The following is a 23,379-nucleotide window of genomic DNA, read 5'->3' as shown; positions in this document are numbered from 1 at the left end:
ATCGACGGTACTGGATATGTCGTGTCTCCGCTCGACGGCGTCAATGGAGTCCGCTGCAATCTGCTTGTGCGCACCGGTTCTGAAAAGGGAGGCGGGCCTATCTTGAACCAACCAAGGTCAAAACGTTTCCGGCAGGGTCTTCGAAATGCGCGAGCGTGCCACCCCATTCCTGCTTTTCAGGTCGAGCAGTAAAATGCACGCCCTTCGCCACAAGTTCGGAATACGTGGCTTGAATATCCTCAACTTCTATCGAACATCCGACGTAGCGGCCTGCAAGGTCTCGCTCCTCAATGTCTTCCTCTGAAGACACGTCTTCGACAATCAACACGGCACCAAGATCAAATCCGATCGCCTTGTTCTCGTATTCCCACAGTATATTCAATCCCAGAATTTGAGCGTAGAACTTCCTGGCGGCTGCCAGATCGGTCACGAGCACCCTGACATAACGTATGCGCATCGACGCCTCCAATCACGGTTCGCTTGAAGCGGACACTCTTCGGCCGCCAAAAGTAACGCGCGGCCGCAAACACTAAATCGCGAATATAAATTGCTAGCTATGGCCATTGGCAACCGTAATTTGCCAGATATCGCTTTCTCAACCATTACGGACACGTTATACGTGGCACCTGAAGTACAATCAAAGGTAGTTTCAGTGTCCCTTACGCTAACTCACCTCCGCTCTATCGTTCCGGCTGTCGGCGCAATGTGGTTTATGTGCTTCTTGATCGCCTATACGTTAACAGGCAGACAAGCCTCACTTTGGCTTGTAATCGGCACTGGTATATTGGCTATTGCCTTGGTGTGGCTTGTGAAGACGCGCGGCTCCAATGCCTGAAGTGCCACCGCGCGCGCAAACAACGGCTTGATTCGATCGCAGACAAATTGCGCGCGGAAGGGAGTAAACCAGTATTGAAGCTTCTACCGTCCCTCGACCATTTCGACGAGCTGGATGAGATTGCCGCATGTATCGTCAAAGACGGCCATTCTGACCGTGCCTGCATCCATCGGCTCTACTGTGAATTCGACACCAAGCTGGCGCAGTCGCTCGAACTCCTTGTTGAGATCATCCACCTTGAAGGACACGGCAGGAATCCCGTCGTTCACGAGCGCAGATTTAAATGGCCCGGCGGCAGGGTGCTCACTCGGCTCAAGCAGGAGTTCGGTTCCTTCCGGTGCCTCCTTCGACACGACGGTCAACCAGCGGTGCGCGCCCATCGGGATATCGTGCTTGACGATGAAGCCCAGCTTCTCCGTGTAGAAATCCAGGGCTTTGGCCTGATCGTCGACCAAAACGCTCATGACGTAGATCCTCATGTCGCACTCCCTTTTTTCAGATGCTTGTTGAACCAGGCCGCGGCTGCCTTCCGCAGGGGCGCATTGTCGAACGTATGCATTTTGGTGCGGCCGCTCCAATGCGTCTGAACAAGCCCAGCCCTCTCCAGCATGTCGAGGTGCTGCGAGATCGTTTGTCGCGACAGGCTCCTGCCATCCTCCGCAAACGACGAAGCGCAGATCTCAAACAACGACTGCCCGGGACGCTTTGCCAGGCGATCAAGGATGCGCCGGCGCAAGGGATCACCGAGCGCCTTGAAGACATTGTCGAGCTGGTCGTCATCCACGCCAAATAACATGCAGTAATTTTACTGCATGTCAAGCTGCGCGGGAAAACCTGTGCGACTACGCCGCGGCAGGCTGTCCGAACCAGATGGTGAGCGCGTCAGCGAGTCCCAACTGGGCTGAATTACCCACCCAAGCCACATATCCATCGGGCCGGATCAACACGGCGTCGGGAGCAGGGACTGCGCCAAGCTCCGGAAGCTCCCACTGACCAACGTATTTGGCGTCGACAACCTGAACCCGATCCGCCCATGGCGTGATGTCGAGGCCGCCGGGCTCACCGAGATTGAGCAGCACCGGCCGGGCATCGTGCAGCAGTGTGAAGACTCGCAGCGGGCCGTTGGCAGTGACGAGGTCGAGATCGGGCATGCGGCGTCCGAGCAGCGGATGTCCGTCGCCGATCTCGTAATGAATGCCGAGACCAGACATGTCAGCGGCCAATCGTTTGCGAGGCTCGTCCATGACGAGAAGCCCGGAGATGGTCTCGCGCAGGGCGTTGGTACGGTCGTCCGTGCGGAGCAGCGCGACTTGCGCCATCGTGTTGCGCAACACGATGGCAGCGATCGGGTGCCGCTCGGCATGGTACGTATCAAGGAGGCTTTCCGGCGACGTCTTGTTGACGACCTGGGCCAGCTTCCACCCCAGGTTCACCGCGTCCTGCACACCGAGGTTGAGGCCCTGTCCGCCCGCCGGGTAATGCACGTGTGCGGCGTCGCCGGCCAGCACCACGCGTCCCTTGCGGTAGGAAGCTGCCTGCCGAGCCATATCGGTGAATCTCGAAATCCACGTCGGACTGTGGATCCCGTAATCGGTCCCGTAGACGACGATGAGCGCCTCGCTGAGATCGCGCAGGGTCGGTTCGCCGGCGGGCCCGACGTGCCGTTCGGTCACCATGACCCGTATCGGGCCTCGATCCATGTAGACCACTTCGCCGTCGCGGATCTCGTACTCCACCCGGCCGAAGCCATGGACGCCAAAGGCATTGCGGTGCATGCCCCATTTCGGCTCCTCGGCCACCTCGACTTCGGCGATCAGGTTGCTGACGGTCGGATCCCATCCCGGAAACTCGATGCTGGCTGCCTTGCGGATCAGGCTGCGTCCTCCGTCGCAACCGACGACATAATCCGCCCGCAGCTTCTCTCCGTCGGACAGCTCGACATCCACGCCGGTGTCGTCCTGCGCGATACCGGTCACCTCACGTTCGCGATGGATCGTGACCGCCAGCTCCCCGACCCAGCCGGCCAGGATACGTTCGATGTGGTTCTGCCACAGCCCGAGCCCGTAATTGTGCCTGGTGGGAAAGTCGCTGATGTCCAAAGCGACCCCGGCAAACGCCGCCACCTGCGCCACCTGTCCCTTCGAGAGGAACCGCTCGGCGATGCCACGCTGATCGAGCACCTCGATCGTGCGCGCGTGCAGGCCGCCGGCGCGCGAGCCGGCGAGTTCCTGGCTGGCGCGCCGCTCGACAATGGCGGCGTCGACGCCCGCCAACGCGAGTTCGCCGGCCAGCATCATTCCCGTCGGACCTCCGCCGACGATAACCACCGCGTGTTTGATCTTTGCCGCACCCATTTCGTCCCTCCGTAGCAATTGGCTTCGGCCGGCGTTTTACGGGATGCCCGGGGTCTTGAAGCAAGCCCCTTGCGCGCTACATATCAGTGTGGGGAGATTGGTATTCTGCTTTCTTTCCGCGGAGCGTTGCAAGAGCACTGGCGCGCGCATCTATCACACACCGGGACAAGAGTATTACGCCGAAACCCGGATCGATTGGCTTTCAGGCGAGCGATGGTTTTGCTCTGAGGCGGATGCCCATGCGGCAGGATGGCGGAAGTCCCGAAGCTAGGGCGTGCATAGGCCTGGATTAGAGAGCCGCTCTCGGAGCGGCTTTTCTTTTTGGGTTCGCACAGTCCATTCGGGATTTGCGGGTTCACGCCCGGAGCTGCAGCAACTCGCCCGGTAAATCCATTGCGCGCATCGTGGAGGTGCCGAACGCGCACAGCGTCTCGGAGGTCTCGCTTCTGGAAAAGACCTCGACGGTGGCAACGCCGATCGACCCCGACATCTTCAGGGTTTTGGCGCGGGCGATGAGTTCGATGCCGTCGGCGGGGCTGAGGAAGTTGACCTTGAGCTCGATGGTGACGCCGATCTTGCCCCTGGGCAGGCTCGAAGTGATGGCTATCCCGGCGGCGTGATCGGCCAAGGCTGTGATCATGCCGCCGTGAAAATGGCCAAAGAACTGCAAGAGGTCGTCCCGGCGCGCCAAGGCGATTTCGGCATGCCCGGGCTTGATGGCCACGATGCGGAAACCCGCCGCGGCCATGAAGCCCTTGGCGTTGATGGCTTCCGCAAGCTCGGGCGGATTAAGTTCGCCGCCACTCATGCCGGAATGCGCACCGGCAGCTGCTCGATGCCGCGCACGAAGCTCGAATAGACCCGCTTCGGCTCGCCCACCACTTCGATGCGGTCGAAGCGCTTCAGCATTTCCTGCCACACGATCTTGAGCTGCAACTCGGCGAGCCGCATGCCGACGCAGCGGTGGATGCCGAAGCCGAAAGAAAGATGGGTGCGGGGCCGGGCGCGGTCGATGATGAATTCGTCGGGACGCTCGATGCCTTCCTCGTCGCGGTTGCCCGAGACGTACCACATCACGACGCGGTCGCCCTTTTTGATCTTCTTGCCGCCGATCTCGGTATCGACCAGTGCGGTTCGGCGCATATGGGCGAGCGGCGTCTGCCAGCGGATCACTTCCGGCACCATGGTGTCGATCAGCGCAGGATTTTCACGCAGCTTCTGATATTGATCCGGGTGCTCATTCAGCGCCAGCACCGAGCCGCTCATGGTGTTGCGGGTGGTGTCGTTGCCGCCGACGATCAACAGGATGATGTTGCCCATCAGGTTGTCGGGATCCATGTGCCGTGTCGCGTCGCTATGCGCCATCATCGACAGCAAATCGTTGCGCGGCGGCGCATTGACGCGCTCGTTCCAGAGTTTGGAGAAATAGGCGTAGCATTCGTCCATCTCCTGGCGCCGCTGTTCGGGCGATTCCACGACGCCGCTCTTGGGCAGCGCGGTCGAGACGTCGGACCAGCGCGTCAGCTTGCGGCGCTCCTCCCAGGGGAAATCGAACAACGTCGCCAGCATCTGCGTGGTCAATTCGATCGAGACGCGCTCGACGAAGTTGAAGGTCTCGTTGCGCGGCAGGTCATCCAGCACCTTTTGCGAACGCTCGCGGATCAGTTTCGCCAGCTCATCCAGATGTGTCGGCGTGAACATCGGCGACACCGTCTTACGCTGCGCCGAGTGCCGCGGCTGATCCATGGCGATGAAGCTCGGATAGTCATAGCCGGGCGGCACGTCACGGATCGAGATGCCGCCGAGCGTCGAGTCGGAAGAGAACATGCCGTGGTTGGTATCGACATGCATGATGTCGTTGTACTTGGTGACCGACCAATAGGGCTCGATCGGCGAGTTGGTGCAGTAATGCACCGGCTCTTCCTTGCGCAGCCGCTCGAACCACGGCCACAGCGTGTCGTTCTGGAACAGCCTTGGCGCACCGGGATGAAAGTCCCTGAGCGGCGTCGAATAGGCCTCCTCGCGCGCGGCGCGCAGAAGCTCTTTCTTGTCGGCTCTGACGGCGGTCTGGACGTTCATTTTCGATCATCCCAGGTGATAGGGCTGGCTGCCAAGGCTTAGCCGGCGATCCGGACCGGCAGGGTCTCGTAGCCTTTGACAAAACTCGAATACACCCGCTTGGGTTCGCCGACCACCTCAATATTCTCGAATCGCTTGAGGATTTCTTCCCATATAATCTTTAGTTGTAGCTCGGCCAGCCGGATTCCGACGCAACGGTGGATGCCAAAACCGAAGGAAACGTGGGTGCGCGGCCGAGCGCGGTCAATGATGAAGTCGTAGGGACGTTCGATCACGTCCTCGTCGCGGTTGCCCGAAACGTACCACATCACGACCTTGTCACCCTTCTTGATCTGTTTGCCGCGGAACTCGATGTCTTCGAGCGCGGTGCGGCGCATATGCGCCAGCGGCGTCTGCCAGCGGATTACTTCCGGCACGAAACTGTCGATCAGCTCGTGATTGTCGCGCAACTTGCGATATTGATCCGGATTCTTGTTCAGCGCGTAGATGCTGCCCGACAGCGTGTTGCGGGTGGTGTCGTTGCCGCCCACGATCAGCAGGATCAGATTGCCGAGAAAATTCTTCGGGTCCATGTCGCGGGTGGCGTCGCTATGCGCCATCATCGACAGCAGGTCGCTCTTCGGCGGCTGGCTGATGCGCTCTTTCCAGAGCCTGGCAAAGTAGGTCGCGCATTCCATCAGTTCGGCCTGGCGTTCTTCCTCCGTGGCGACGAGGCCGCCGGAGCCGGGAAGGGTGGTCGCGACATCGGACCAGCGCGTCAGCTTGCGGCGGTCTTCCCAGGGGAAGTCGAACAGCACCGCGAGCATCTGCGTGGTGAGCTCGATCGAGACCTGGTCGACCCAGTCGAACACGTCGTTCTTCGGAAGGTTGTCGAGGCATTCGGCCGAACGCTTGCGGATGTTGATCGCGAGCTGATCCAGATGCGTCGGCGTGAACATCGGCGCCACGGTCTTGCGCTGCGCGGAGTGGCGCGGCTGGTCCATGGCGATGAAACTCTCGCGGCGCAGGTCCGGCGCGACGTCGCGGATGGTGATGCCGCCGAGCGACGCCGCCGACGAGAACACCGCGTGGTTGGTCTCGATGTCCATGATGTCGTTGTACTTGGTCACCGACCAATACGGCCCGAACATGCTGTCCTTGCAGTAGTGGACCGGTTCTTCCCGGCGCAGCCGGTCGAAATACGGCCAGAACGAATCGGTCTTGAACAGTTCGGGATGGCTGACGTCGAAATCACCGAGCGGAATCGACTGAGCCCTTTCGCGCGCGAGGCGCAGATGAGAATCTCCGGCGAGATCGACGGTTCCGTGCATGGGCACCTCCCTGACTGTTCCCCACCGAAGCATGCCGGAGGGGCGATGTTTTACCCTATTACATCCCGAGCCGTGCGCCGGCGCAAGGACGAGTTGGGTTCATTTGGCCGCATCGACACCGGCCGCCAGACTTGGACAAACAGGTGCATTTCGCCGCGTGACAAGCCCATTTCCGGAGACTAAGTCTGTTTGAAACAACGTTTAATTCGCCGGGAGGCGACCATGATCCCCAACGCCCATCGGATGTTCAACTTCGATCTCGGCGAGACCGCGGATGCGATCCGCGAGACGGTGTATTCGTTTTCGCAGAACGAAATCGCGCCGCGCGCCGCCGAAATCGACCGCAGCAATCAGTTTCCGCGCGACCTCTGGCCGAAGATCGGCGCGCTCGGCCTGCACGGCATCACCGTCGAGGAGGAGTATGGCGGAACGGGCCTGGGCTATCTCGAGCACTGCATTGCGGTGGAAGAGATGTCGCGGGCATCGGCCGCGGTCGGCCTCTCGTATGGGGCGCATTCCAACCTCTGCGTCAACCAGATCCGCCGCAACGGCAATGAAACGCAGAAGCGCAAATACCTGCCGAAATTGATCTCGGGCGAGCATGTCGGTTCGCTCGCGATGTCGGAGCCAGGCGCCGGAAGCGACGTGGTCTCTATGAAGACCCGCGCCGACAAGATGGGCGACCGCTTCGTGCTCAACGGCAACAAGATGTGGATCACCAACGGCCCCGTGGCCGATACGCTGGTGGTCTACGCCAAGACCGATCTCAACGCCGGTCCGCGCGGCATGACCGCCTTCATCATCGAAAAGGGCATGAAGGGATTTTCCACCGCGCAGAAACTGGACAAGCTCGGCATGCGCGGCTCCGACACCTGCGAACTGGTGTTCGAAGACTGCGAAGTGCCGGAGGAGAACGTGCTCAGCGAGGTCGGCCGCGGCGTCAACGTGTTGATGTCGGGCCTCGATTACGAGCGCGCGGTGCTGGCGGCGGGGCCGATCGGCATCATGCAGGCCTGCATGGACGTGGTGCTGCCTTATGTCCACGAGCGCAAGCAGTTCGGCGAGCCGATCGGCACCTTCCAGTTGGTGCAGGGCAAGATCGCCGACATGTACACCACGATGAACGCCTCGCGCGCCTATGTGTACGCGGTGGCAAAAGCCTGCGACCGCGGCGAGACCACGCGCGAGGATGCGGCCGGCGCGATTCTTTATGCGGCCGAGAAAGCGACCCAATGCGCGCTCGACGCCATCCAGTTGCTCGGCGGCAACGGCTACATCAACGACTATCCGACCGGGCGGCTGCTGCGCGACGCAAAACTCTATGAGATCGGCGCCGGCACCAGCGAAATCCGCCGCATGCTGATCGGCCGGGAGCTGTTCGAAAAATCGGCGTAGAGCGTCCGTTCTGATTGAATCAGAACCGAGGCTCCGGATTCTTGCTATCCACTTCGATCGAATACGCTTCACGTGTGGGACCTGGGTCACACAATGGCCGACAAATTTGTGGTTTGATCGGCCGCCCTCGCGCTGGAGTTGAACCGTGAATCAGATGAGTTGGACCCCGCTGGGGCCGCCCGTGCCGCCGCCTACGCCTGTCCCGCCGCCGATGCCGGTGGCATTTTCCGGCAGCCGCGGCGAATTCTTTGATCTGGCCAAGCGCGGCGCCGCGCTGGAGCTCGTCACCCTCGGCTTCTATCGATTCTGGCTCCTCACCGACATCCGCCGCCATCTCTGGTCCAACACATTGGTCGATGGCGATGCGGCCGAATATACCGGCCGTGGCAAGGAGTTGCTGATCGGATTCCTGGTCGCGCTCGCGATCCTGGTGCCGATCTATCTCGGCTATTTTCTCATCGGTCTCGAGGCCGAGCATTATCAGGCGTTCGCCAGCATTCCGCTGATCGCCTTCTTCTATCTGTTCGGGCAGTTCGCCATCTACCGCGCGCGGCGCTACCGCCTGACGCGTACGGTATGGCGCGGCGTGCGCTTCTGGATGACCGGCTCGGGCTGGATCTATGCCTTGCAGGCCTCGCTGTGGGGCCTTTTGATGATACTCACGCTCGGGCTGATCCTGCCATGGCGGGCCGCGGCGCTCGAACGCTACAAGATGCGCCATTCCCATTTTGGCGACCTGCAGGGCAGCTTCGACGGACTCGGCTGGGAGTTCTTCAAGCGCGGCTGGTGGCTGTGGCTGCTCACGCCGATCGCGCTCTATATAATGCCAATCGCCCCTTTCATTTACGCAGGCTACAAGGCCATCGAATGGCGCTGGTGGCTGTCCGGCATCCGGTTCGGTGGCGTGCGTCTGGAATCGTCGCTGCCGAAGAGCGCATTGATCGGGCTGTACTGGAAAGTGATCGGCTGGATGGCCCTGCTTGGGCTTGTCTTCGCGGTCTATCTGGCCCTGTGCGCGGTGCTGGTCGCCAGCATGAGCGGCGCGGGATTGACGGAGTTCTTCAAGACGCCGGAATTGATGAGGAGCATTCCGCTGCTGGTGCTGACTGGTCTGGGCTATCTGGTATTGGCGCTGGCGCTCAACGTCGTGATCCGGGTCTATCTGACGCGCGATCTCTGGGTGATCGTGCTAGGCTCGGTCAACATCAGCGGCCTCGAGGCTGCCGCCAACGTCGCGGCGCGGGGCGATCTGGCCAACGCGCTCGGCGAAGGGTTTGCGGACGGTCTCGATGTCGGCGGATTCTAGCGGCAAGACGTGATGGCCATGGATAGCGACGCGCCAGAGATTCCGAAAACACCGCCGGCCAATGCGGCGACCTATTTCGACGGGGCGTCGAGCCGGCGCCGCGCGGTTACGCTCCATTTTTCCGACCGCCTCGAAATCGTCGAACACGAACAGACGCTCGCGGCATGGGACTATGCCGACATCCGCCGCGCCGACAGCCCTTCGGGCATGCTGCGCCTCGGCTGTCTGAGCGCGTTTGCGCTGGCGCGGCTGGAGGTTCGCGACGACGCGCTTGCGGCCGAACTGGTCGCACGCTGCACCAAACTGGATGAAAACACGCCCGGCCGCCGCGGCGTTGCCGTCATTGTCGGCTGGTCGCTCGCGGCCGCGGTTTCGATCGTTGCCGTGGTGCTGTTCGGACTTCCGCTGATCGCCGATCGCCTCACGCCGCTGGTGCCCGAAGCGTTCGAACGGCGGCTCGGCGAGGTCGCCGACAGCCAGATCAAGACGATGTTCAATGCCAAGGTTTGCGACAATGCTGCCGGGCAGAAGGCCTTCGTCAAGCTCGTCACTTCAATTCGCGAATCCGCCGGCCTCGACACCTCGGTGCAGTCGGGCGTGCTGTCGAGTCCGATTCCCAATGCCTTCGCGCTGCCGGGCGGCAAGGTCTATCTGTTCGACGGATTGCTGGCGAAGGCCGAGAACGCCGACGAAATCGCGGGCGTGCTGGCCCACGAACTCGGCCATCTCAAGCATCGCGACAGCATGCGCGGACTGATCCGCGACGGCAGCACGTCGTTCCTGATCGGCCTCTTGTTCGGCGACATCACCGGCTCCAGCGCGCTGATCTTCGGCTCGCGCACGCTGGTGACGTCGTCCCATTCGCGCGAGGCCGAGACCAATGCCGACGGTTTTGCCATCGACGTCATGCACCGGCTGGGCCGCCCGGCGAAGCCGACCGGAGAATTGCTGCTTCGGGTCACCGGAAAGGAGGCCAAGGGCCTCTCCATCATCTCCACCCATCCCCTGAGCGAGGACCGGCTGGCGCGGATGAGCCGGGAAGACCGGCAGCCCGGCGGGCCGCCGCTGCTGACATCAGAGGAATGGCGATCGCTGAAATCGATCTGCGATGGCAAGTCTGAGCCGGGCAAGTCTGTGCCGGGCAAATCTGAGCCGGGCAAGTCTAATCCGGGCAAGTCTGACCCGACCAAAATCTGAGCCGATCAGGCTACCTGCGGGCGCTTTTCCGCGATCTCGCCGCTTCGATCGGCGCGGGCGCTGCGTCGCCCGGCTTCAGTTCCCATACCGCCTGCATGGCCGAGAAGGCCTGCGAGATGATCGGCTCGCGGCGCCGCGACGTCAGGCAGGCGAAACTGAGGTCGCAGGTCAGCGCCACCTTGTCGGCAATCACGAAATTCCGTTTGCGCGTGATGCGGTCGAGCACGCAGTCGCGGGCGAGGCTGAGGCCGTTGCCGGCTTCGACGAACTCGATCATGGCGTCTTCCTGCTCGGCGAAGGCGATGCGTTTCGGCAATGACCCCATTGGCCGGAAGACGTCGTCGATCAGCCTCCGATGCGCCGAGGCATGCGGCGTCGCAATCCAGGGCAGGTCGGTGAGGTCGGCCCAATCCTTTCCCAGCACCCTGTCGCTCCATTCGCGCGGGGCGATCACGCGGTAGTCGTAGCGCATCAGTGCCGTGAGCTGGAACTTTCCATCGTCGATGGTGCGTTCGGGCAGCATCCCCGACGCAAGGCATTCGGGGGGCGTGGCATCGATATAGTATCCGACGTCGAGTTCGCCCTTGCCGATCTGCGCCAGCACGTCGTCGCTGAAGCCGTAGCGGAGGAAGACTTCGGTCTTCTTCGAGGAAGTGGCGAGGCTTCGCACGAACGGGCCCAGCCGGATCGATTCGGGGTCCAGGATCGTGCCGACACGCAGCGTTGCCCGCAGCGACTCTCGCAAGGAATCTGCCGCCGTCCTGAAATCCGCCGAGGCCGATACCGTCCGGTGCGCCAGCGGCAGCAGGGCGGCGCCCGCTTCGGTCAGGGTAAAGCCGCCCGGCGTCCGGTTGAAAAGCTGCAGGCCGGTGCTTTCCTCGAGGCCCTTCAATTGCAGGCTGACGGCAGGCTGGGTCAGATGCAGCAAGGTGGCCGCGCGCGACACCGTGCCTTCACGAGCCACGGTGATGAAGCAGCGCAAGGCCTGGATGCGTGGCAGGTCGTTCATTTGGAAAACTTATAGGAAGCGCCCATAGACCTCATTAGACAGGATTTGCTCTTGGAAGTCACAATCTTTCGTCAATAAAACTTTGCGTTGTCACTGGAAAAAGGTGGATTGCGGGGGTCGCCAGGAACTTCAGCGACCGCGTGAGGGAGGCATTCGCAGAGCGTGACGAAGGGTTTCAGCCGGGACTGCCGCCAGTGGGGAATTGCCCGAATTCTCCACCGTCATTGCGAGCGAAGCGAAACAATCCATCTCCCCGCGTGCGCTGAACCATGGATTGCTTCGCTTCGCTCGCAATGACGGGTGAGGGTGGCGCGTCGTCACTTACGGCAGGTTGTTGACCTTGCGCACCCAGGTGCGCACGTCGGCCAGCACGTCCGGCAGCAACGCCTTGACCTCCTGCACGGTCATGCCGGGCTTGATCCGGGGATCATAGAGAAGGTTCAGGAGATACTGGTCGTAGACGTCGAAATAGCCCATCGAGACGTTGTCATTGAACATGGTCCAGGGCACGCTCGCGGTATCGTTGATCGGTCCCAGCGATTGCAGCAATTCCTCATAGGCGCAGTCGAAGAATACGAAGTCGCCATTGTCGACGGTGAGGATCACGTCGGAATGCTCGATTTCGAACTTCTCGTTCTTGCGAAAGCCCGACAAGCATTGCGGGTCGAGCGAAGTGCGAATCTCTTTGGCCCGTTCGCTGCCGTAGAAGGTCGCGATGGTGCGGCCGAGGTCGCGGTCGCGCACCAGCTTGACCTGCACATTGGCGTCTTCGAGGCTGCCGGCCATGGCGATGTCGAGGTGCTGAACGCGCGACGCGATGTCGGCCACGATTTTCGCAAGCTGCGTCTTGCGGTCGGCCCGGGTGCCGTCGGCAAACACCCGCACCGGCCCGTCATATTTGCGGATGCGGTCGACGCGGCCGGCGAGATGATATTCGGCGCCGAACGCGGTCTTCAGAAAGCCTTCGATGATCTCGTTGTCGGTGAATATCTTTTTCTCGGTGCGCTGGCGCTGCGCGATGGCGGGAATGTCGGCGAAAGCCGTGCACGGCAGGAAGATTTCGCCGAGCGGGACGGCGCAAAGGGCCGCCGCGAGCGTCCGCAGGTACAGCAATCGGCGAGGCGTGCGCATTGAAACGACGCTGCAGCAATCGGCACGTGCGTGCAAGGGTTGAAAGCCTCGATCACGCGCCTGCGTGCATGGTCACGCCGGTTCCGGCCTAATTCCTGACGATGACCGGCGTGCCGACGCGGACGCGGCTGTAGAGATCGGTCACGTCCTCATTGGTCATGCGGAAACATCCGGACGACACCGCCTGTCCGATCGTCTCGGGCTCGTTGGAGCCGTGGATGCGATAGAGCGTCGATCCCAGATACATTGCGCGCGCGCCGAGCGGATTGTCGATGCCGCCCGACATGTGGCGCGGCAGGTCCGGCCGCCGCCGCAGCATCTGGGCAGGCGGTGTCCAGCTCGGCCATTCCTTCTTCGCGGAAATGCGGTGGGTTCCACCCCAGCGGAAGCCGTCCCGGCCGACACCGATGCCATAGCGAATTGCCTGGCCGTTACCGAGCACGAGATAGAGCCTGCGCTCGGCGGTGCTGATGTAAATCGTACCGGGCGCGTAATTGCCGTTAAACATCACGGTGGTGCGCGGAATAGGGCTCGATCCGCCGGGCATGCCGGGTCGGAAGAAACCGGGGCCGCCGCCCATGATGTCGCGGGAGTCGTCAAAGAAGAAGAATTGCTGGGCCTGTGCGTGGCCGGCTCCCGCCAGCACCACCACCGCCGCAAACAGAAAAGCAAAAGCCCGGGTCATTTTCTTCCTCGTGAAAAAATCTCAATATGCTGGAGACAGGCCATAATTGCGGCGATCGTGCAAGCAACGAGGCCGTGACTACAGCCATTTTCAAGCACCGCGGTTAAAAAAGACAACACCCCCCAAGCGATGGCTGCATTGTTCCCTAAACCTTTGACGAAACGTGCGAACAATGATTGATCGTCAGCGGCTCTTAAGAACAAGCGCGACGGGGAACGGGACCATGAATGGTGCGGAAAGTCTGGTGCGGACATTGGTCGCAGGCGGCGTGGATGTCTGCTTTACCAATCCCGGCACCTCGGAGATGCATTTCGTCGCCGCACTGGACCGGGTCGAGGGGATGCGCTGCGTGCTCGGCCTGTTCGAAGGCGTGGTAACGGGGGCCGCCGACGGCTATTACCGCATGAAGGGCACGCCGGCGTCGACCTTGCTTCATCTCGGCCCCGGCCTCGCCAATGGCTTGGCCAATCTGCACAACGCCAAGAAGGCCAATTCCGGCATCGTCAACATCGTCGGCCAGCATGCGACCTATCACATCGGCTACAACGCCCCGCTGACCTCCGACATCGAGGGGCTGGCGCGGCCGATGTCATCCTGGGTTCGGACCTCGCCGGATGCAAAATCCGTTTCCGCCGATGGCGCTGCCGCGATTGCCGCGGCGAAAAGCGCGCCGGCGCAGATCGCAACCCTGATCCTGCCCGCCGATACCGCCTGGAACGAGGCCGACGGCATCGCGCAGGTTCCGGCGGAAACTCAGCGCGCCAATTATTCCGCGCAGGCCGTGGACCATGCCGCCAAGCTGTTGCGCAACGGCGGCGCGTCGACGCTGCTGCTGATGACCGGCAGCGCGCTCACCGAGCACGGGCTGGCGCTGGCCGCCCAGATCGCGGGCAAGACCGGCTGCAAGGTGATGGGCCAGACCTACAATCCGCGCATGGCGCGCGGCAAGGGCCGCTTCGCGATCGACCGCATCCCTTACGTGATCGAGCAGGCGCTGCCGATCCTGAAAGATTTTAAGAACATCGTGCTGGTCGAGGCCAACGATCCCGTCGCGTTCTTCGCCTATCCGAACAAGCCGAGCATGCTCAAGCCCCAGGGCTGCGAGGTGCATCGCATGACCTCCGGCGCCGAAAATTCCGTAGCTGCGCTGGAAGCGTTGGCCGGCGCGCTTCACGCGCAGCCGTCCGACCGGCAGCCGCAGAAGCTGGTCGAACTCGCAAAACCGACCGGCGCGCTGACGCATGCCTCGATCGCGCAGGCGATTGCGATGGCGATCCCGGAAAACGCCATCATGGTCGATGAATCCGTCACCACCGGCCGCGGCTTCTTTCCGCCGACGGCGGCCGCCGCCCCGCACGACTGGCTGCAGAACATGGGCGGCTCGATTGGCTTCTCGACACCGGTCGCGACGGGCGCCGCGGTGGCGTGCCCCGACCGCAAGGTGATCTGCATGGTCGGCGATGGCAGCGCGATGTACACGCTGCAATCGCTGTGGACGCAGGCGCGCGAAGGCCTCAACGTCGTCACGATTGTATTTGCAAACAAGATCTACCAGATATTGCGTGGAGAGTTCGACGGCGTCGGCGCCGGCGAGCCGGGACAGCGCGCGCTCGACATGCTCAAGATCGACCGCCCCGACCTCGACTTCGTAGCCCTTGCCAAGGGCATGGGCGTGCCGGGCCGCGCGGTTGCCAATGCCGACGATTTCGTCAAGGCGCTGGCGGAAGCGATCGCCGAACCGGGCCCGCGGCTGATCGAAGTGCAGATGTAAGGCGACGGCTACCCGCTCGCCTTCGTGGGAGGCGTCATGCAGACCGAACTGAACAAGGTCATCACCGCACTTCACGAGTTCTATGCGTGCGAAGCCTTTCTGCTCGAAAGGGAGGCCGGCGAGCGCGCGTTGACGCACCGGCTGGCTGTTCAGTTCGAAAAGCAGTTCCCGGGCTGGGAGATCGATTGCGAATACGACCGGCTGGGCGATCGCACGCTGCGGCTGCCGCACGGAACGATCGTCTCGACCGACGATCACCTCGCCAAATCCATCTATCCCGATATCGTGGTGCACCAGCGCGCCATTCCCAATAACCTGCTCGCGGTCGAGGTGCGGAAATCGGCCAATCATCAGCCGCTCGACCATGACCAGCACAAGCTGCGGGCGCTGACCGATCCGCATTTATGGTTCGCCTACTGGATCGGCGTGCTCCTGACGCTCGGCAAGACGCAGGTCACGACGTCGGAAGTCTATACCAGCGGCGTTCACGACCAGGCTTTGTCCGGCTGGTTCGCGGCGCGGCTGAAGGATGCGGGCTTAAGCGCAGGATAGCGAACGGAGATCTACTGATGACACTCACTCGATCGATCCTGGCCATCGCCCTTGTCGCCTTCGCGCAGCACACGCTGGTGCACGAGGTTCGCGCGCAGGCGGCTTCCGCGCCCGACTTCGAGGCCATCCTCGCCCATCCCAAGATCGTCAAGGCGCTCGACGACATCAAGGCCGACGACGAGCGGACCTTTGCCGAGCAGAAGCGCATTACCGAAATCCCCGCGCCGCCGTTCAAGGAAAAAATCCGCGCCGAATATTATCAGAAGCGGATGCAGGAACTCGGCTTCAAGGATGCTTCGATCGATGCCGAAGGCAATGTGATCGCGTTGCGCAAAGGGACCGGCGGCGGCAGGCCGAAGCTCGTGGTGTCGGCGCATCTGGACACGGTGTTTCCCGAAGGCACCGACGTCACCGTGAAGGAGAAGGACGGCGCCATCGTAGCTCCAGGCATCGGCGACGATTCACGCGGGCTTGCGGCGATGCTGTCGCTGATCAAGGTGATGAATGAAAACCAGATCGCGACCGTCGGCGACATCATGTTCGTCGGCACGGTTGGCGAGGAGGAACTGGGCAATCTCCGCGGCGTGAAGGCGCTGTTCCGCGATCACGCCGATATCGACGGTTTCATTTCGATCGACGGGCTCGGCATTACCCGCGTTGTCAACCAGGCGACCGGCAGCCATCGCTACGAGTTCACCTTCAAGGGCCCCGGCGGGCACTCGTTCCAGGAGTTCGGCTTGCCGAGCGCGATCCATGCTATGGGCCGGGCGATTGCGAAAATCGGGGAGTTGCAACCGCCATCCGATCCCAAGACCACGTTCACCGTCGGCACCGTGAACGGCGGCACCTCGGTCAACGCCATCGCCGCGGAAGCGCGGATGACCGTCGACATGCGCTCGAACGCGACCGACGAACTGCTCAAGCTCGAGGCGCGGCTGCTCGACCTCGTCAAGGAGGCGGTGGCGGATGAAAACGCGCGCTGGAAATCGGACAAGATGACGGTGGAAGCCAGGCTGATCGGCGACCGGCCGGCGGGCATCGTCGCGATGGATTCACCGATCGTGCAGGCCACCCAGCGCGCGGTTTCGGCCGTCACCCGCGGTCCGCGGCCGACCTTTGCCGGCTCCTCGACCGATTCCAACATCGCGATGTCGCTCGGCATCCCGGCCGTCACCATCGGCGGCGGCGGGGAGGGCGGCAACTGGCACTCGCGCAACGAATGGTACAAGCCGGTCAACGCCTGGTACGGCCCGCAGAACGCGCTTTTGACGGTCTTGATCCTGACCGGGCTGGATGGGGTGACAAAACCGGCGCTTCTGGTGCGAAAAGCCGCCAAATAGGGCCTGAAGGCCGTTAACCATGCCCCCGATTGGACAAATTGTCGGCCCATTGCGGCCAAAGCGGTAGCGGAACATCGTTCCCCAGTAGTTCTACGTGCGTAGGGGGTGTGGCATGGCGTACAGGATCGTGGCGGAACGCAAGGACGAGACCGTCAGGATGGACCGAAGCAGCATGCTGGTGGCGGTTGCCAAGGCGCGGGTCTGGGCCAGCGAGGGGTGGAAAGTCACCATCATCGTCGGCGACGAAAACGAAATCGCACCGGCCGACGCGCGGCGGCTTTCCTTCGTGTGACGACCGGCGTGTGAAGACCGATCTGGCGGCCTCTGCTGACTGGCTGCCAAATTAGAACGGAACCGGGAACCCGGACCGACGTTATCCCTGCAGGCAGGCTTTCTGGAGCAATGCCATGCAGTGGCGGTCAGCAAGCACCGGCCCCGACGCGATGCGCGGCACCGGCGACGACGAAATCTCCTACGCAACCGGATGGACGATCAGCGGCCTTGCGACGCTAGGCACCATCGTCGCGATCTGGGTGCTGGGGATCTGACCTGAACTTTATCTCTGCGCGACCCGCTTGCCGCCGGTCACGACAGGTCACCTTTGCGAACAAGGCTCACCATCTATTGGCGGTCCACTCACAAAGAAGCCGCGCTCGTTTCACAAGTTTGCGCTGAAATCGTCTTTTTACGCTCATATCGATCTGCGATCAGGCCCGATGGCGATTGCGCGCCTTCGAGATTTTCCCGTGAACGATATTGATCCAGAAATTTCAGAGCTGCTTGAGCTGCTCAATGCCCGCGAACAGTTTGACGAGATAGCCCAGCTGTTTGAGCACTCGTTACGACCATGGGATCAATATTCGGAGGAAGAGCGAAAGTGGCTCATTGCCAAAGCGGCCTCCATGATGTCCCAGCGACCGTCCTGATTGGGCGCTTCTAGCGCTTCGCATGGCGTTATCGATGATCGCGGCAACTTGGCGGTTTATCGTGCGGCGGGATCGCAGCGCGCTGAACGCCTTGCCTAAGGGCGAAGGGGTCCGGGTAACTCTGGTGGTCCTTTGGCGTAGGAACTCGGTCAACGTTGGCGCGTTCAAGCGTTCATGACAAACGACGACATTCCCATTCCCACTCCCGTGCCGACCGCCGACGCCGAGCAAAGGATAGACAACGCCGTGGATGCCATTCGCAGCATGTCTCAGGACCTCGCGGATGAAGTCACGCCTCGTCCGAGGTGGCTCGACAGTTTGATCTCGGCTACGCGCGAGGCGCCCATCCACTCATTGGCAATTGCATTCCTGATCGGTGTCATCCTGGCGCGCCGATAATGCGGTCGGCGCTCACCCCGCCAGGCGAACGGGGCGGTTGGGGGTCGCCGAATGCGCACCTACCGCGATCAGACATTCGACGAGATGCCGTTCACAGATTTTCGCTGATTGCTATCGCGATCTGGTCAAGCCCTTCTGCCAAAATGCAAAAGCCCCGCATTGCGGGGCTTTGAATGGTGGACGCACAAGGGATCGAACCTTGGACCTCTCCCGTGTGAAGGGAACGCTCTCCCGCTGAGCTATGCGTCCGGGATTTTGGGCGAACAATAAGCCCGTCAGAGCCCGCGATTTACGAAGTACGGGCCCCTGGTGTCAAGCGATCAGTCGGGCCGCAACGTCGCGATTTCGCGCGAGGCTGGGAGAACTACGCCCCTTGCTGGCGGGCCCGCGAAGCGTGCGACTGGAGCGCGCGGATGCGTTCGGCGAGCGTCCCGCCGCCTTCCGAGACGGCTGCGGCGCCCGTGACGTCGTTGGCGGGCTTGGCCGGGGTTTTCGGCACGTCCGGTTCCGCCGCCAGCATCGCCTCGATCGCCGAATTCGGGCCCTCGAGCTGCATGGCCAGCTTGGCGACCTCGGCGGCGATGTCGTTGATGCGCTCGCGCAGCAGCGCGTTTTCCATCCGCTCGGTCGCCCAGGAGCTTTCGGCCTGCTGCTGGATGGCGTTGATGTCACGCTGCAGCTTGGCGCGCTCGCCGCGGGCGATACGAAGCTGCTCCTCGACAGCGGCTTTCTCGGTGCGCAATTTCTCGATCGCCGCCGAACTGCCGCCGCCCGACAGCGTCGCGACTTCGTTGCGCAAATCCGTCATGATGCGCTCGGCGGCCGTAGTGGTCTGCCTGAGCTGATTGTTTTCGTATTCGCGTTCGGCGAGCAGCTTGCCTTGCGTCGCCAGCCGCGCTTCGAGGTCGTTGACGCGGCTGCCGAGCATCTCGGCTTCCTTGACCTGGACGATCAATTGTCGGTCGAGATCGGTGACGCGCTGGCTCAAATTTTCGACGCGGCTGCGCGCTTCGCTCAGTTCGTGCGTCGCGCGCTCGGAGTCGGCGCGCTCCTGGGCGAGGCGAGCCTGCGTCGTCGAAAATTCCTTCTCGGCGTCGCCGACCCGGCCCTTCAGTTGCTCGATTTGCGTGCGCACCGCGACCAGCTCGACCTGGCGGTTGTCCGCTGTCATCGAGCGATCATTCAATTCGTGATTGATCCTGGCGAGTTCGCCCTGCTTGTCGGTCAGCGCCTTTTCTGCGTTGCGCAGCAGTTCGGTCTTGGCCGCGAATTCCTCTTCGGTGGCGCGCAACTGCTCCTTCACCGCCTTCTCGCGCGCTTCGAGCGAAAAGATCGTGGCGTTCTTTTCGCCGAGCTCGATCTTCATGCGGTTGATCGCGTCGCTCTTCTTGCCGAGTTCGGCGAGCTGGCTCGTGGTCTTGTTCTTGAGCTGCTCGACGTTCATTTCGAGCCGCCGCGCCGACATCGCGAATTCCGCGCGCAACTGGTCCTTGTCGGCCTGGATCTCGGCCATCGACAGCGGCGTCGCCGCCTCGAGCCGCCGCGTCGTCAGCCGTACCGCACGGTTATGCACCAGCGGCACGATCATCAGACCGAATAGCATGGAGACCAGAAAACCGATCGCCAGATACATGATCGGCTCGATCATGGATGGTCACTCCACACAGACAAGGATTCGTTAATCACATTGCCACGCCAGCCCGGCCAAAGGCCAGCCCGTTGCCGCGTTAACCTGAATCGGCGGGACGAGATGCGTGTGGATATCTGGAAATGCGCTCAGAACGGGTTCCAGGTCGCGCGTGGGGTAAATTTGAGATAGCCGACATTGGCGCCGAGCCTTAAGCCGATGCCGGAGCGGATCGGCACCAGCACGATGTTGTTGGCAGTCAGCGCGGTCATGCCGAAGCCGCCGACGATATAGGCGGAGCCGTCGATGCCGACGAAGCGCTGATAGATCGCGTTGGTGGCGGGCAGGTTGTAGACCAGCGTCATGGTGCGCGCGCCGTCGCCGCCCCAGTCGAAACCGACCGACGGTCCCTGCCAGTAGACCCGCAAGTCGCCGGCGTTCTTGGTGTAGAGCGTGCCTTCGCCATACCGCAGGCCAGCCACAAAAGCGCCCGAGCCTTCCTCGCCGAGCACATAGCCGTTGGGAAGGCCCCATTGGCTGACCGCGCGCTCGATGACGGACGCCAGTCCGCGCGAGACGTTGCCGAAGAACTTGTGCCCGGCCGAAACCAGTTCGTCGGGTCCAAACGTCTCGGGCCCCGCCTGGCGTTGCGGCGGCGGATAGGGTGCCGGCTGCTGCTGCGGATACGGTGCCTGCTGCGGCTGCTGTGCGGAAGCCGGCACGGTCCAGCACATCAGCGCGGCAAACGTCACCGCGGCAAGGCGTGAAGCAAACGTCATGAAAGAACCCCTGGCATCGAAATTCTGGCCGCCGCCTTAACCTGACGCCAACAAGCATGGCTCTAGGTTGCGCCCAGTGTCCCCTCGACTCGCATGTTATCGGCACCAACTATGACGGCACAACGGCATTTTCGCTTCGATATGACGGCACAAATCCACCGTTTCAGGCTTCCTGCCATCGGCCAAGGAAAATCAACGGTTCAATTGGTATCAATTCAGACAATGACGGCACAACGGCAGGAAAGATACGGTTCGCGCCCCGGAATAGCCCTTTTTGCCTTATTGGCGGGCTTTTTTGCTGCGCTCAGCCTTGATTTCACCGCGCAGGCCTCGACCACCGAGCGCGTGGTGGTGAACCGCTATTCCGGGCTCGCCATCGAGGGCTTCGATCCCGTCGCCTATTTCACGGAATCCATGGCAGCCCAAGGGTTGCCCGACTTCGAGGCCCGCGAAGCCGGCGCCGTCTGGCGTTTTCGCAACCAGGGCAACCGCGCCTCTTTCGTGGCGCATCCGGAAATCTACGGGCCCCAGTTCGGCGGCTATGACCCGGTCGATCTGGGACGAGGCGTAACCTATGCGGGCAACCCGCGCTTTTGGGTGGTCGCGGGTCAGCGGCTCTATCTGTTCGGCCGCGAGGAAAACCGCGATGCGTTCGCCGCGGAGCCCGCGCGTTTCCTGCAAGACGCGCGCGCGCGCTGGTCGGTGCTGGTGCAGGGGTTGGCGCAGTAGTTGCGAAAACTCAAACTGCCGCTTTCGGATCGCCCCAGGCGATGAATTCCGGAACGATAAAATCCTTCCGCCCGGTGCCAAAAACCAGCGCCGCGCCGCTTGAATCCGTGATCCGGCCGCCGGCGGCCGCGACGACCGCGTGGCCGGCCGCCACGTCCCATTCCGAGGTCGGCGACAGCCGCGGATAGATATCGACCGCCCCTTCGGCGACCCGGCCGAACTTGACCGCCGAGCCGAGCTCGCACCGTACTGCGCCGGGCCTTGCCGCAATGAAGGCTTCGGTCCTGGCATCGCCATGCGAGCGGCTGACCGCGACCGTCCATGGTTGGCCGGGCGGCCGGCAAGGGCGGGTGCGAACCGGCTCGATCAGCGGTTTGCCGTTGCCAAGCGTCAGCCGTTCCGCACCGCGACCGACAATGCCGCGCCAGATCAGCCCGAGCGCGGGCGCGCAGATGATGCCGAGCAGCGGCGTTCCGTTGGTCACCAGCGCCAGATTGACGGTGAATTCGTTGCGGCCGGCGACGAATTCCTTGGTGCCGTCGAGCGGGTCGACCAGGAAAAAGCTCTCTTTGAGGGGCTGTGCATCCGGCTGGACGCGCTCTTCCGACAGCGACGGAATGTCGGGTGCCACCTGGGCAAGGCCCTCGGCAATGATTCGGTCGGCCGCCAGATCGGCCTCCGTTACCGGCGATCCGTCAGTCTTGCCGTCGACCTTCATGGCGGAACGGTTGACGGCAAGGATGGCAGCGCCGGCCCGGATCACGATGTCGGTCAGCGGTTCGATCAGCGCCGCGGCGGTATCGCAGTCGAGCGCGGGCGGAGGTGCCTCATTCATGAGCTGGGCCTATTTGCTGTTCGTCGTGCCTTACCATTGCCGCCCCATGCTGGCAGCAGGGGGCTGCGCAGTGTATCAAACCGACAAGCACGCGTGATTCGTAACTGCCCGCCAGCAATTTGCGACCAGGCGGCTTTCCAGGAACCCATGATGTCTGGCACTTCGTCTCCCGGTCCGGCTCCCGATGCCCTCGAACTCGCGGCGCTGTTGTGTTCGCGAGTATGTCACGATCTCATCAGCCCGGTTGGCGCCATCGTCAATGGGCTTGAGGTGCTTGACGACAACCCGAAGCCCGAAGACCGCGATTTCGCGCTCGATCTGATCCGCAAGAGCGCCAAGACCGCTTCCGCACGATTGCAGTTCTGCCGCCTGGCGTTTGGCGCTGCGGGATCGGCGGGCGCGCAGATCGATCTCGGCGATGCCCAGACCATGGCGCGCGGGCACATCGAGGACGGCAAGATCACCATCACCTGGAATCTGCCGCGGCTGTTGCTGCCGAAGAACCGCGTCAAGCTGCTGTTGAACATGCTGATCATTGCGCAGCAGACGATCCCGCGCGGCGGTACGCTGACGATCGATCCGATCGGCGACGGCGAGACGATGAGTTTTCGCGTGACGTCGGCCGGCCTGAACGCCCGCCTGCCGCAGAACATCGCCGATCTCCTGAGCGCGAGTTCGACGGCATCAGTCGATGCGCACGCGGTGCAGCCTTACTATACGCGGCTGTTGGCGCAGGCCTGCGGGCTGAGCGTGACGCTGGCGCCCGATGGGGAAAAGGTGGTCGTTACCGCGGCCTGAAGCGCGCCAACGTGCAAACATGGTTAACCAAGCGTTGAAAACAGTCGGCAGAATTCATTTCTGCCGTCTTATCTCTTTGTTGATCCCGTTCTTTTCCATTTGAGCAACCAATATTAAACGCTTTGCATAGAAGCTGGCCTCGTTCCGTAAGGCACGTCGATGTCGCGTGCCGGTGCGTACGAAGGCCAGTTTCATGGATGATTTGTTGCGGGAGTTTTTGACCGAAACCAGCGAGAGCCTGGATACGGTCGACAATCAGTTGGTGCGGTTCGAGCAGGACCCGAGCGACGCGAAGATCCTGGATAACATCTTCCGCCTGGTC

24 protein-coding genes, 1 tRNA gene and 1 pseudogene are annotated in these 23,379 nt (G+C 62.3%); 12 read left to right on the top strand and 14 right to left on the bottom strand.

Annotated features, from left to right (window positions below):
* Positions 1-97: 97 nt before the first annotated feature.
* From IVB22_RS24200 to IVB22_RS24170, 7 genes are all read right to left on the bottom strand, one after another.
* The gene (locus tag IVB22_RS24200) at positions 98-457 is read right to left on the bottom strand and encodes a VOC family protein (RefSeq protein WP_247519764.1); all 360 of its coding nucleotides are present in this window, start codon (positions 455-457) and stop codon (positions 98-100) included.
* Positions 458-918: 461 nt separating this feature from the next.
* Positions 919-1,314: a VOC family protein gene (locus IVB22_RS24195; protein ID WP_247519763.1), complete on the bottom strand. Its 396-nt coding sequence runs from the start codon at positions 1,312-1,314 to the stop codon at positions 919-921.
* Positions 1,311-1,631, bottom strand: coding sequence for a helix-turn-helix transcriptional regulator (locus IVB22_RS24190; protein ID WP_247519762.1), 321 nt, complete (start codon positions 1,629-1,631; stop codon positions 1,311-1,313). Before IVB22_RS24190 ends, IVB22_RS24195 begins: the two co-directional genes overlap by 4 nt.
* A 46-nt stretch (positions 1,632-1,677) precedes the next feature.
* Positions 1,678-3,132: an FAD-dependent monooxygenase gene (locus IVB22_RS24185; protein WP_374207640.1), complete on the bottom strand. Its 1,455-nt coding sequence runs from the start codon at positions 3,130-3,132 to the stop codon at positions 1,678-1,680.
* Positions 3,133-3,544: 412 nt separating this feature from the next.
* The gene (locus IVB22_RS24180) at positions 3,545-3,997 is read right to left on the bottom strand and encodes a PaaI family thioesterase (RefSeq protein ID WP_247519760.1); all 453 of its coding nucleotides are present in this window, start codon (positions 3,995-3,997) and stop codon (positions 3,545-3,547) included.
* Positions 3,994-5,268, bottom strand: a complete 1,275-nt coding sequence (locus tag IVB22_RS24175; RefSeq protein WP_247519759.1) for a cytochrome P450 — start codon at positions 5,266-5,268, stop codon at positions 3,994-3,996. Before IVB22_RS24175 ends, IVB22_RS24180 begins: the two co-directional genes overlap by 4 nt.
* Before the next feature lie 38 nt (positions 5,269-5,306).
* On the bottom strand, positions 5,307-6,578 hold the full coding sequence (locus IVB22_RS24170) for a cytochrome P450 (RefSeq protein WP_247519758.1): 1,272 nt from the start codon (positions 6,576-6,578) through the stop codon (positions 5,307-5,309).
* Between the two features lie 222 nt (positions 6,579-6,800).
* Here IVB22_RS24170 and IVB22_RS24165 point away from each other — a divergent pair, with 222 nt between their 5' ends.
* The 3 genes and pseudogenes from IVB22_RS24165 to IVB22_RS24155 form a co-directional block, all read left to right on the top strand.
* Positions 6,801-7,973 (top strand): isovaleryl-CoA dehydrogenase, encoded by a 1,173-nt coding sequence (locus IVB22_RS24165; protein WP_247519757.1) that lies wholly within the window; start codon positions 6,801-6,803, stop codon positions 7,971-7,973.
* Positions 7,974-8,127: 154 nt separating this feature from the next.
* On the top strand, positions 8,128-9,279 hold the full coding sequence (locus IVB22_RS24160) for a DUF898 family protein (protein ID WP_249805336.1): 1,152 nt from the start codon (positions 8,128-8,130) through the stop codon (positions 9,277-9,279).
* An 18-nt stretch (positions 9,280-9,297) separates the two neighbouring features.
* Positions 9,298-10,386, top strand: a pseudogene (locus IVB22_RS24155) (M48 family metallopeptidase); the annotation flags it as partial.
* A 100-nt stretch (positions 10,387-10,486) separates the two neighbouring features.
* Here the strand turns inward: IVB22_RS24155 and IVB22_RS24150 are convergent.
* The 3 genes from IVB22_RS24150 to IVB22_RS24140 all read right to left on the bottom strand — a co-directional run bounded on the left by IVB22_RS24150 (position 10,487) and on the right by IVB22_RS24140 (position 13,301).
* The gene (locus IVB22_RS24150) at positions 10,487-11,485 is read right to left on the bottom strand and encodes a LysR family transcriptional regulator (RefSeq protein ID WP_247519754.1); all 999 of its coding nucleotides are present in this window, start codon (positions 11,483-11,485) and stop codon (positions 10,487-10,489) included.
* A gap of 321 nt (positions 11,486-11,806) precedes the next feature.
* Entirely contained in the window at positions 11,807-12,616 is an 810-nt protein-coding gene (locus IVB22_RS24145) for a DUF2927 domain-containing protein (RefSeq protein ID WP_247519753.1), read from the bottom strand.
* A gap of 88 nt (positions 12,617-12,704) precedes the next feature.
* Positions 12,705-13,301 carry a L,D-transpeptidase gene (locus tag IVB22_RS24140; RefSeq protein WP_247519752.1) on the bottom strand — a complete coding sequence of 199 codons (597 nt, stop codon included), beginning with the start codon at positions 13,299-13,301 and terminating at the stop codon, positions 12,705-12,707.
* 223 nt (positions 13,302-13,524) lie between these two features.
* Between IVB22_RS24140 and IVB22_RS24135 the strand changes: the two genes are divergently transcribed.
* The 7 genes from IVB22_RS24135 to IVB22_RS24105 all read left to right on the top strand — a co-directional run bounded on the left by IVB22_RS24135 (position 13,525) and on the right by IVB22_RS24105 (position 18,289).
* Positions 13,525-15,072 carry an acetolactate synthase large subunit gene (locus tag IVB22_RS24135; RefSeq protein WP_247519751.1) on the top strand — a complete coding sequence of 516 codons (1,548 nt, stop codon included), beginning with the start codon at positions 13,525-13,527 and terminating at the stop codon, positions 15,070-15,072.
* A gap of 36 nt (positions 15,073-15,108) precedes the next feature.
* Positions 15,109-15,624, top strand: coding sequence for a hypothetical protein (locus tag IVB22_RS24130; RefSeq protein ID WP_247519750.1), 516 nt, complete (start codon positions 15,109-15,111; stop codon positions 15,622-15,624).
* A 17-nt stretch (positions 15,625-15,641) separates the two neighbouring features.
* Positions 15,642-16,964 carry a M20/M25/M40 family metallo-hydrolase gene (locus IVB22_RS24125; RefSeq protein ID WP_247519749.1) on the top strand — a complete coding sequence of 441 codons (1,323 nt, stop codon included), beginning with the start codon at positions 15,642-15,644 and terminating at the stop codon, positions 16,962-16,964.
* Between the two features lie 112 nt (positions 16,965-17,076).
* The gene (locus IVB22_RS24120) at positions 17,077-17,256 is read left to right on the top strand and encodes a hypothetical protein (RefSeq protein ID WP_141686714.1); all 180 of its coding nucleotides are present in this window, start codon (positions 17,077-17,079) and stop codon (positions 17,254-17,256) included.
* 115 nt (positions 17,257-17,371) lie between these two features.
* On the top strand, positions 17,372-17,512 hold the full coding sequence (locus tag IVB22_RS24115) for a hypothetical protein (protein WP_247519748.1): 141 nt from the start codon (positions 17,372-17,374) through the stop codon (positions 17,510-17,512).
* A gap of 198 nt (positions 17,513-17,710) precedes the next feature.
* Positions 17,711-17,890 (top strand): hypothetical protein, encoded by a 180-nt coding sequence (locus IVB22_RS24110; protein ID WP_247519747.1) that lies wholly within the window; start codon positions 17,711-17,713, stop codon positions 17,888-17,890.
* A gap of 174 nt (positions 17,891-18,064) precedes the next feature.
* Positions 18,065-18,289 (top strand): hypothetical protein, encoded by a 225-nt coding sequence (locus IVB22_RS24105; protein ID WP_247519746.1) that lies wholly within the window; start codon positions 18,065-18,067, stop codon positions 18,287-18,289.
* Positions 18,290-18,463: 174 nt separating this feature from the next.
* Here the strand turns inward: IVB22_RS24105 and IVB22_RS24100 are convergent.
* The 3 genes from IVB22_RS24100 to IVB22_RS24090 all read right to left on the bottom strand — a co-directional run bounded on the left by IVB22_RS24100 (position 18,464) and on the right by IVB22_RS24090 (position 20,695).
* Positions 18,464-18,538 (bottom strand) — tRNA-Val (locus IVB22_RS24100).
* Positions 18,539-18,653: 115 nt separating this feature from the next.
* Positions 18,654-19,937, bottom strand: a complete 1,284-nt coding sequence (locus IVB22_RS24095; protein WP_247519745.1) for a hypothetical protein — start codon at positions 19,935-19,937, stop codon at positions 18,654-18,656.
* Between the two features lie 128 nt (positions 19,938-20,065).
* Entirely contained in the window at positions 20,066-20,695 is a 630-nt protein-coding gene (locus IVB22_RS24090; protein ID WP_247519744.1) for a DUF1134 domain-containing protein, read from the bottom strand.
* Positions 20,696-20,917: 222 nt separating this feature from the next.
* Here IVB22_RS24090 and IVB22_RS24085 point away from each other — a divergent pair, with 222 nt between their 5' ends.
* Complete coding sequence (locus IVB22_RS24085) at positions 20,918-21,424, top strand: YHS domain-containing (seleno)protein (protein WP_247519786.1); 507 nt, start codon at positions 20,918-20,920, stop codon at positions 21,422-21,424.
* 10 nt (positions 21,425-21,434) lie between these two features.
* Here IVB22_RS24085 and cysQ read toward each other — a convergent pair whose 3' ends face one another.
* Complete coding sequence (gene cysQ, locus IVB22_RS24080) at positions 21,435-22,259, bottom strand: 3'(2'),5'-bisphosphate nucleotidase CysQ (RefSeq protein WP_247519743.1); 825 nt, start codon at positions 22,257-22,259, stop codon at positions 21,435-21,437.
* 150 nt (positions 22,260-22,409) lie between these two features.
* Here cysQ and chpT point away from each other — a divergent pair, with 150 nt between their 5' ends.
* A complete protein-coding gene (gene chpT, locus IVB22_RS24075) occupies positions 22,410-23,057 on the top strand; it encodes a histidine phosphotransferase ChpT (RefSeq protein WP_247519742.1) in 648 nt (215 codons plus the stop codon).
* The last annotated feature ends 322 nt before the right edge of the window (positions 23,058-23,379 follow it).

This window comes from Bradyrhizobium sp. 190 (genome assembly GCF_023073415.1).
Taxonomy (GTDB): Bacteria; Pseudomonadota; Alphaproteobacteria; order Rhizobiales; family Xanthobacteraceae; genus Bradyrhizobium.
Note: the sequence above shows the minus strand (reverse complement) of the source record. Positions and strands in the feature narration are given on the sequence as shown.

Excerpts from the sequence above, each read along its gene's own strand:
- IVB22_RS24200 (WP_247519764.1), bottom strand. The coding sequence starts at position 457 with ATGCGCATACGTTATGTCAGGGTGCTCGTGACCGATCTGGCAGCCGCC.
- IVB22_RS24195 (WP_247519763.1), bottom strand. The coding sequence starts at position 1,314 with ATGAGGATCTACGTCATGAGCGTTTTGGTCGACGATCAGGCCAAAGCC.
- IVB22_RS24190 (WP_247519762.1), bottom strand. The coding sequence starts at position 1,631 with ATGTTATTTGGCGTGGATGACGACCAGCTCGACAATGTCTTCAAGGCG.
- IVB22_RS24185 (WP_374207640.1), bottom strand. The coding sequence starts at position 3,132 with ATGATGCTGGCCGGCGAACTCGCGTTGGCGGGCGTCGACGCCGCCATT.
- IVB22_RS24180 (WP_247519760.1), bottom strand. The coding sequence starts at position 3,997 with ATGAGTGGCGGCGAACTTAATCCGCCCGAGCTTGCGGAAGCCATCAAC.
- IVB22_RS24175 (WP_247519759.1), bottom strand. The coding sequence starts at position 5,268 with ATGAACGTCCAGACCGCCGTCAGAGCCGACAAGAAAGAGCTTCTGCGC.
- IVB22_RS24170 (WP_247519758.1), bottom strand. The coding sequence starts at position 6,578 with ATGCACGGAACCGTCGATCTCGCCGGAGATTCTCATCTGCGCCTCGCG.
- IVB22_RS24165 (WP_247519757.1), top strand. The coding sequence starts at position 6,801 with ATGATCCCCAACGCCCATCGGATGTTCAACTTCGATCTCGGCGAGACC.
- IVB22_RS24160 (WP_249805336.1), top strand. The coding sequence starts at position 8,128 with ATGAGTTGGACCCCGCTGGGGCCGCCCGTGCCGCCGCCTACGCCTGTC.
- IVB22_RS24150 (WP_247519754.1), bottom strand. The coding sequence starts at position 11,485 with ATGAACGACCTGCCACGCATCCAGGCCTTGCGCTGCTTCATCACCGTG.
- IVB22_RS24145 (WP_247519753.1), bottom strand. The coding sequence starts at position 12,616 with ATGCGCACGCCTCGCCGATTGCTGTACCTGCGGACGCTCGCGGCGGCC.
- IVB22_RS24140 (WP_247519752.1), bottom strand. The coding sequence starts at position 13,301 with ATGACCCGGGCTTTTGCTTTTCTGTTTGCGGCGGTGGTGGTGCTGGCG.
- IVB22_RS24135 (WP_247519751.1), top strand. The coding sequence starts at position 13,525 with ATGAATGGTGCGGAAAGTCTGGTGCGGACATTGGTCGCAGGCGGCGTG.
- IVB22_RS24130 (WP_247519750.1), top strand. The coding sequence starts at position 15,109 with ATGCAGACCGAACTGAACAAGGTCATCACCGCACTTCACGAGTTCTAT.
- IVB22_RS24125 (WP_247519749.1), top strand. The coding sequence starts at position 15,642 with ATGACACTCACTCGATCGATCCTGGCCATCGCCCTTGTCGCCTTCGCG.
- IVB22_RS24120 (WP_141686714.1), top strand. The coding sequence starts at position 17,077 with ATGGCGTACAGGATCGTGGCGGAACGCAAGGACGAGACCGTCAGGATG.
- IVB22_RS24115 (WP_247519748.1), top strand. The coding sequence starts at position 17,372 with ATGCAGTGGCGGTCAGCAAGCACCGGCCCCGACGCGATGCGCGGCACC.
- IVB22_RS24105 (WP_247519746.1), top strand. The coding sequence starts at position 18,065 with ATGACAAACGACGACATTCCCATTCCCACTCCCGTGCCGACCGCCGAC.
- IVB22_RS24095 (WP_247519745.1), bottom strand. The coding sequence starts at position 19,937 with ATGATCGAGCCGATCATGTATCTGGCGATCGGTTTTCTGGTCTCCATG.
- IVB22_RS24090 (WP_247519744.1), bottom strand. The coding sequence starts at position 20,695 with ATGACGTTTGCTTCACGCCTTGCCGCGGTGACGTTTGCCGCGCTGATG.
- IVB22_RS24085 (WP_247519786.1), top strand. The coding sequence starts at position 20,918 with ATGACGGCACAACGGCAGGAAAGATACGGTTCGCGCCCCGGAATAGCC.
- cysQ (WP_247519743.1), bottom strand. The coding sequence starts at position 22,259 with ATGAATGAGGCACCTCCGCCCGCGCTCGACTGCGATACCGCCGCGGCG.
- chpT (WP_247519742.1), top strand. The coding sequence starts at position 22,410 with ATGTCTGGCACTTCGTCTCCCGGTCCGGCTCCCGATGCCCTCGAACTC.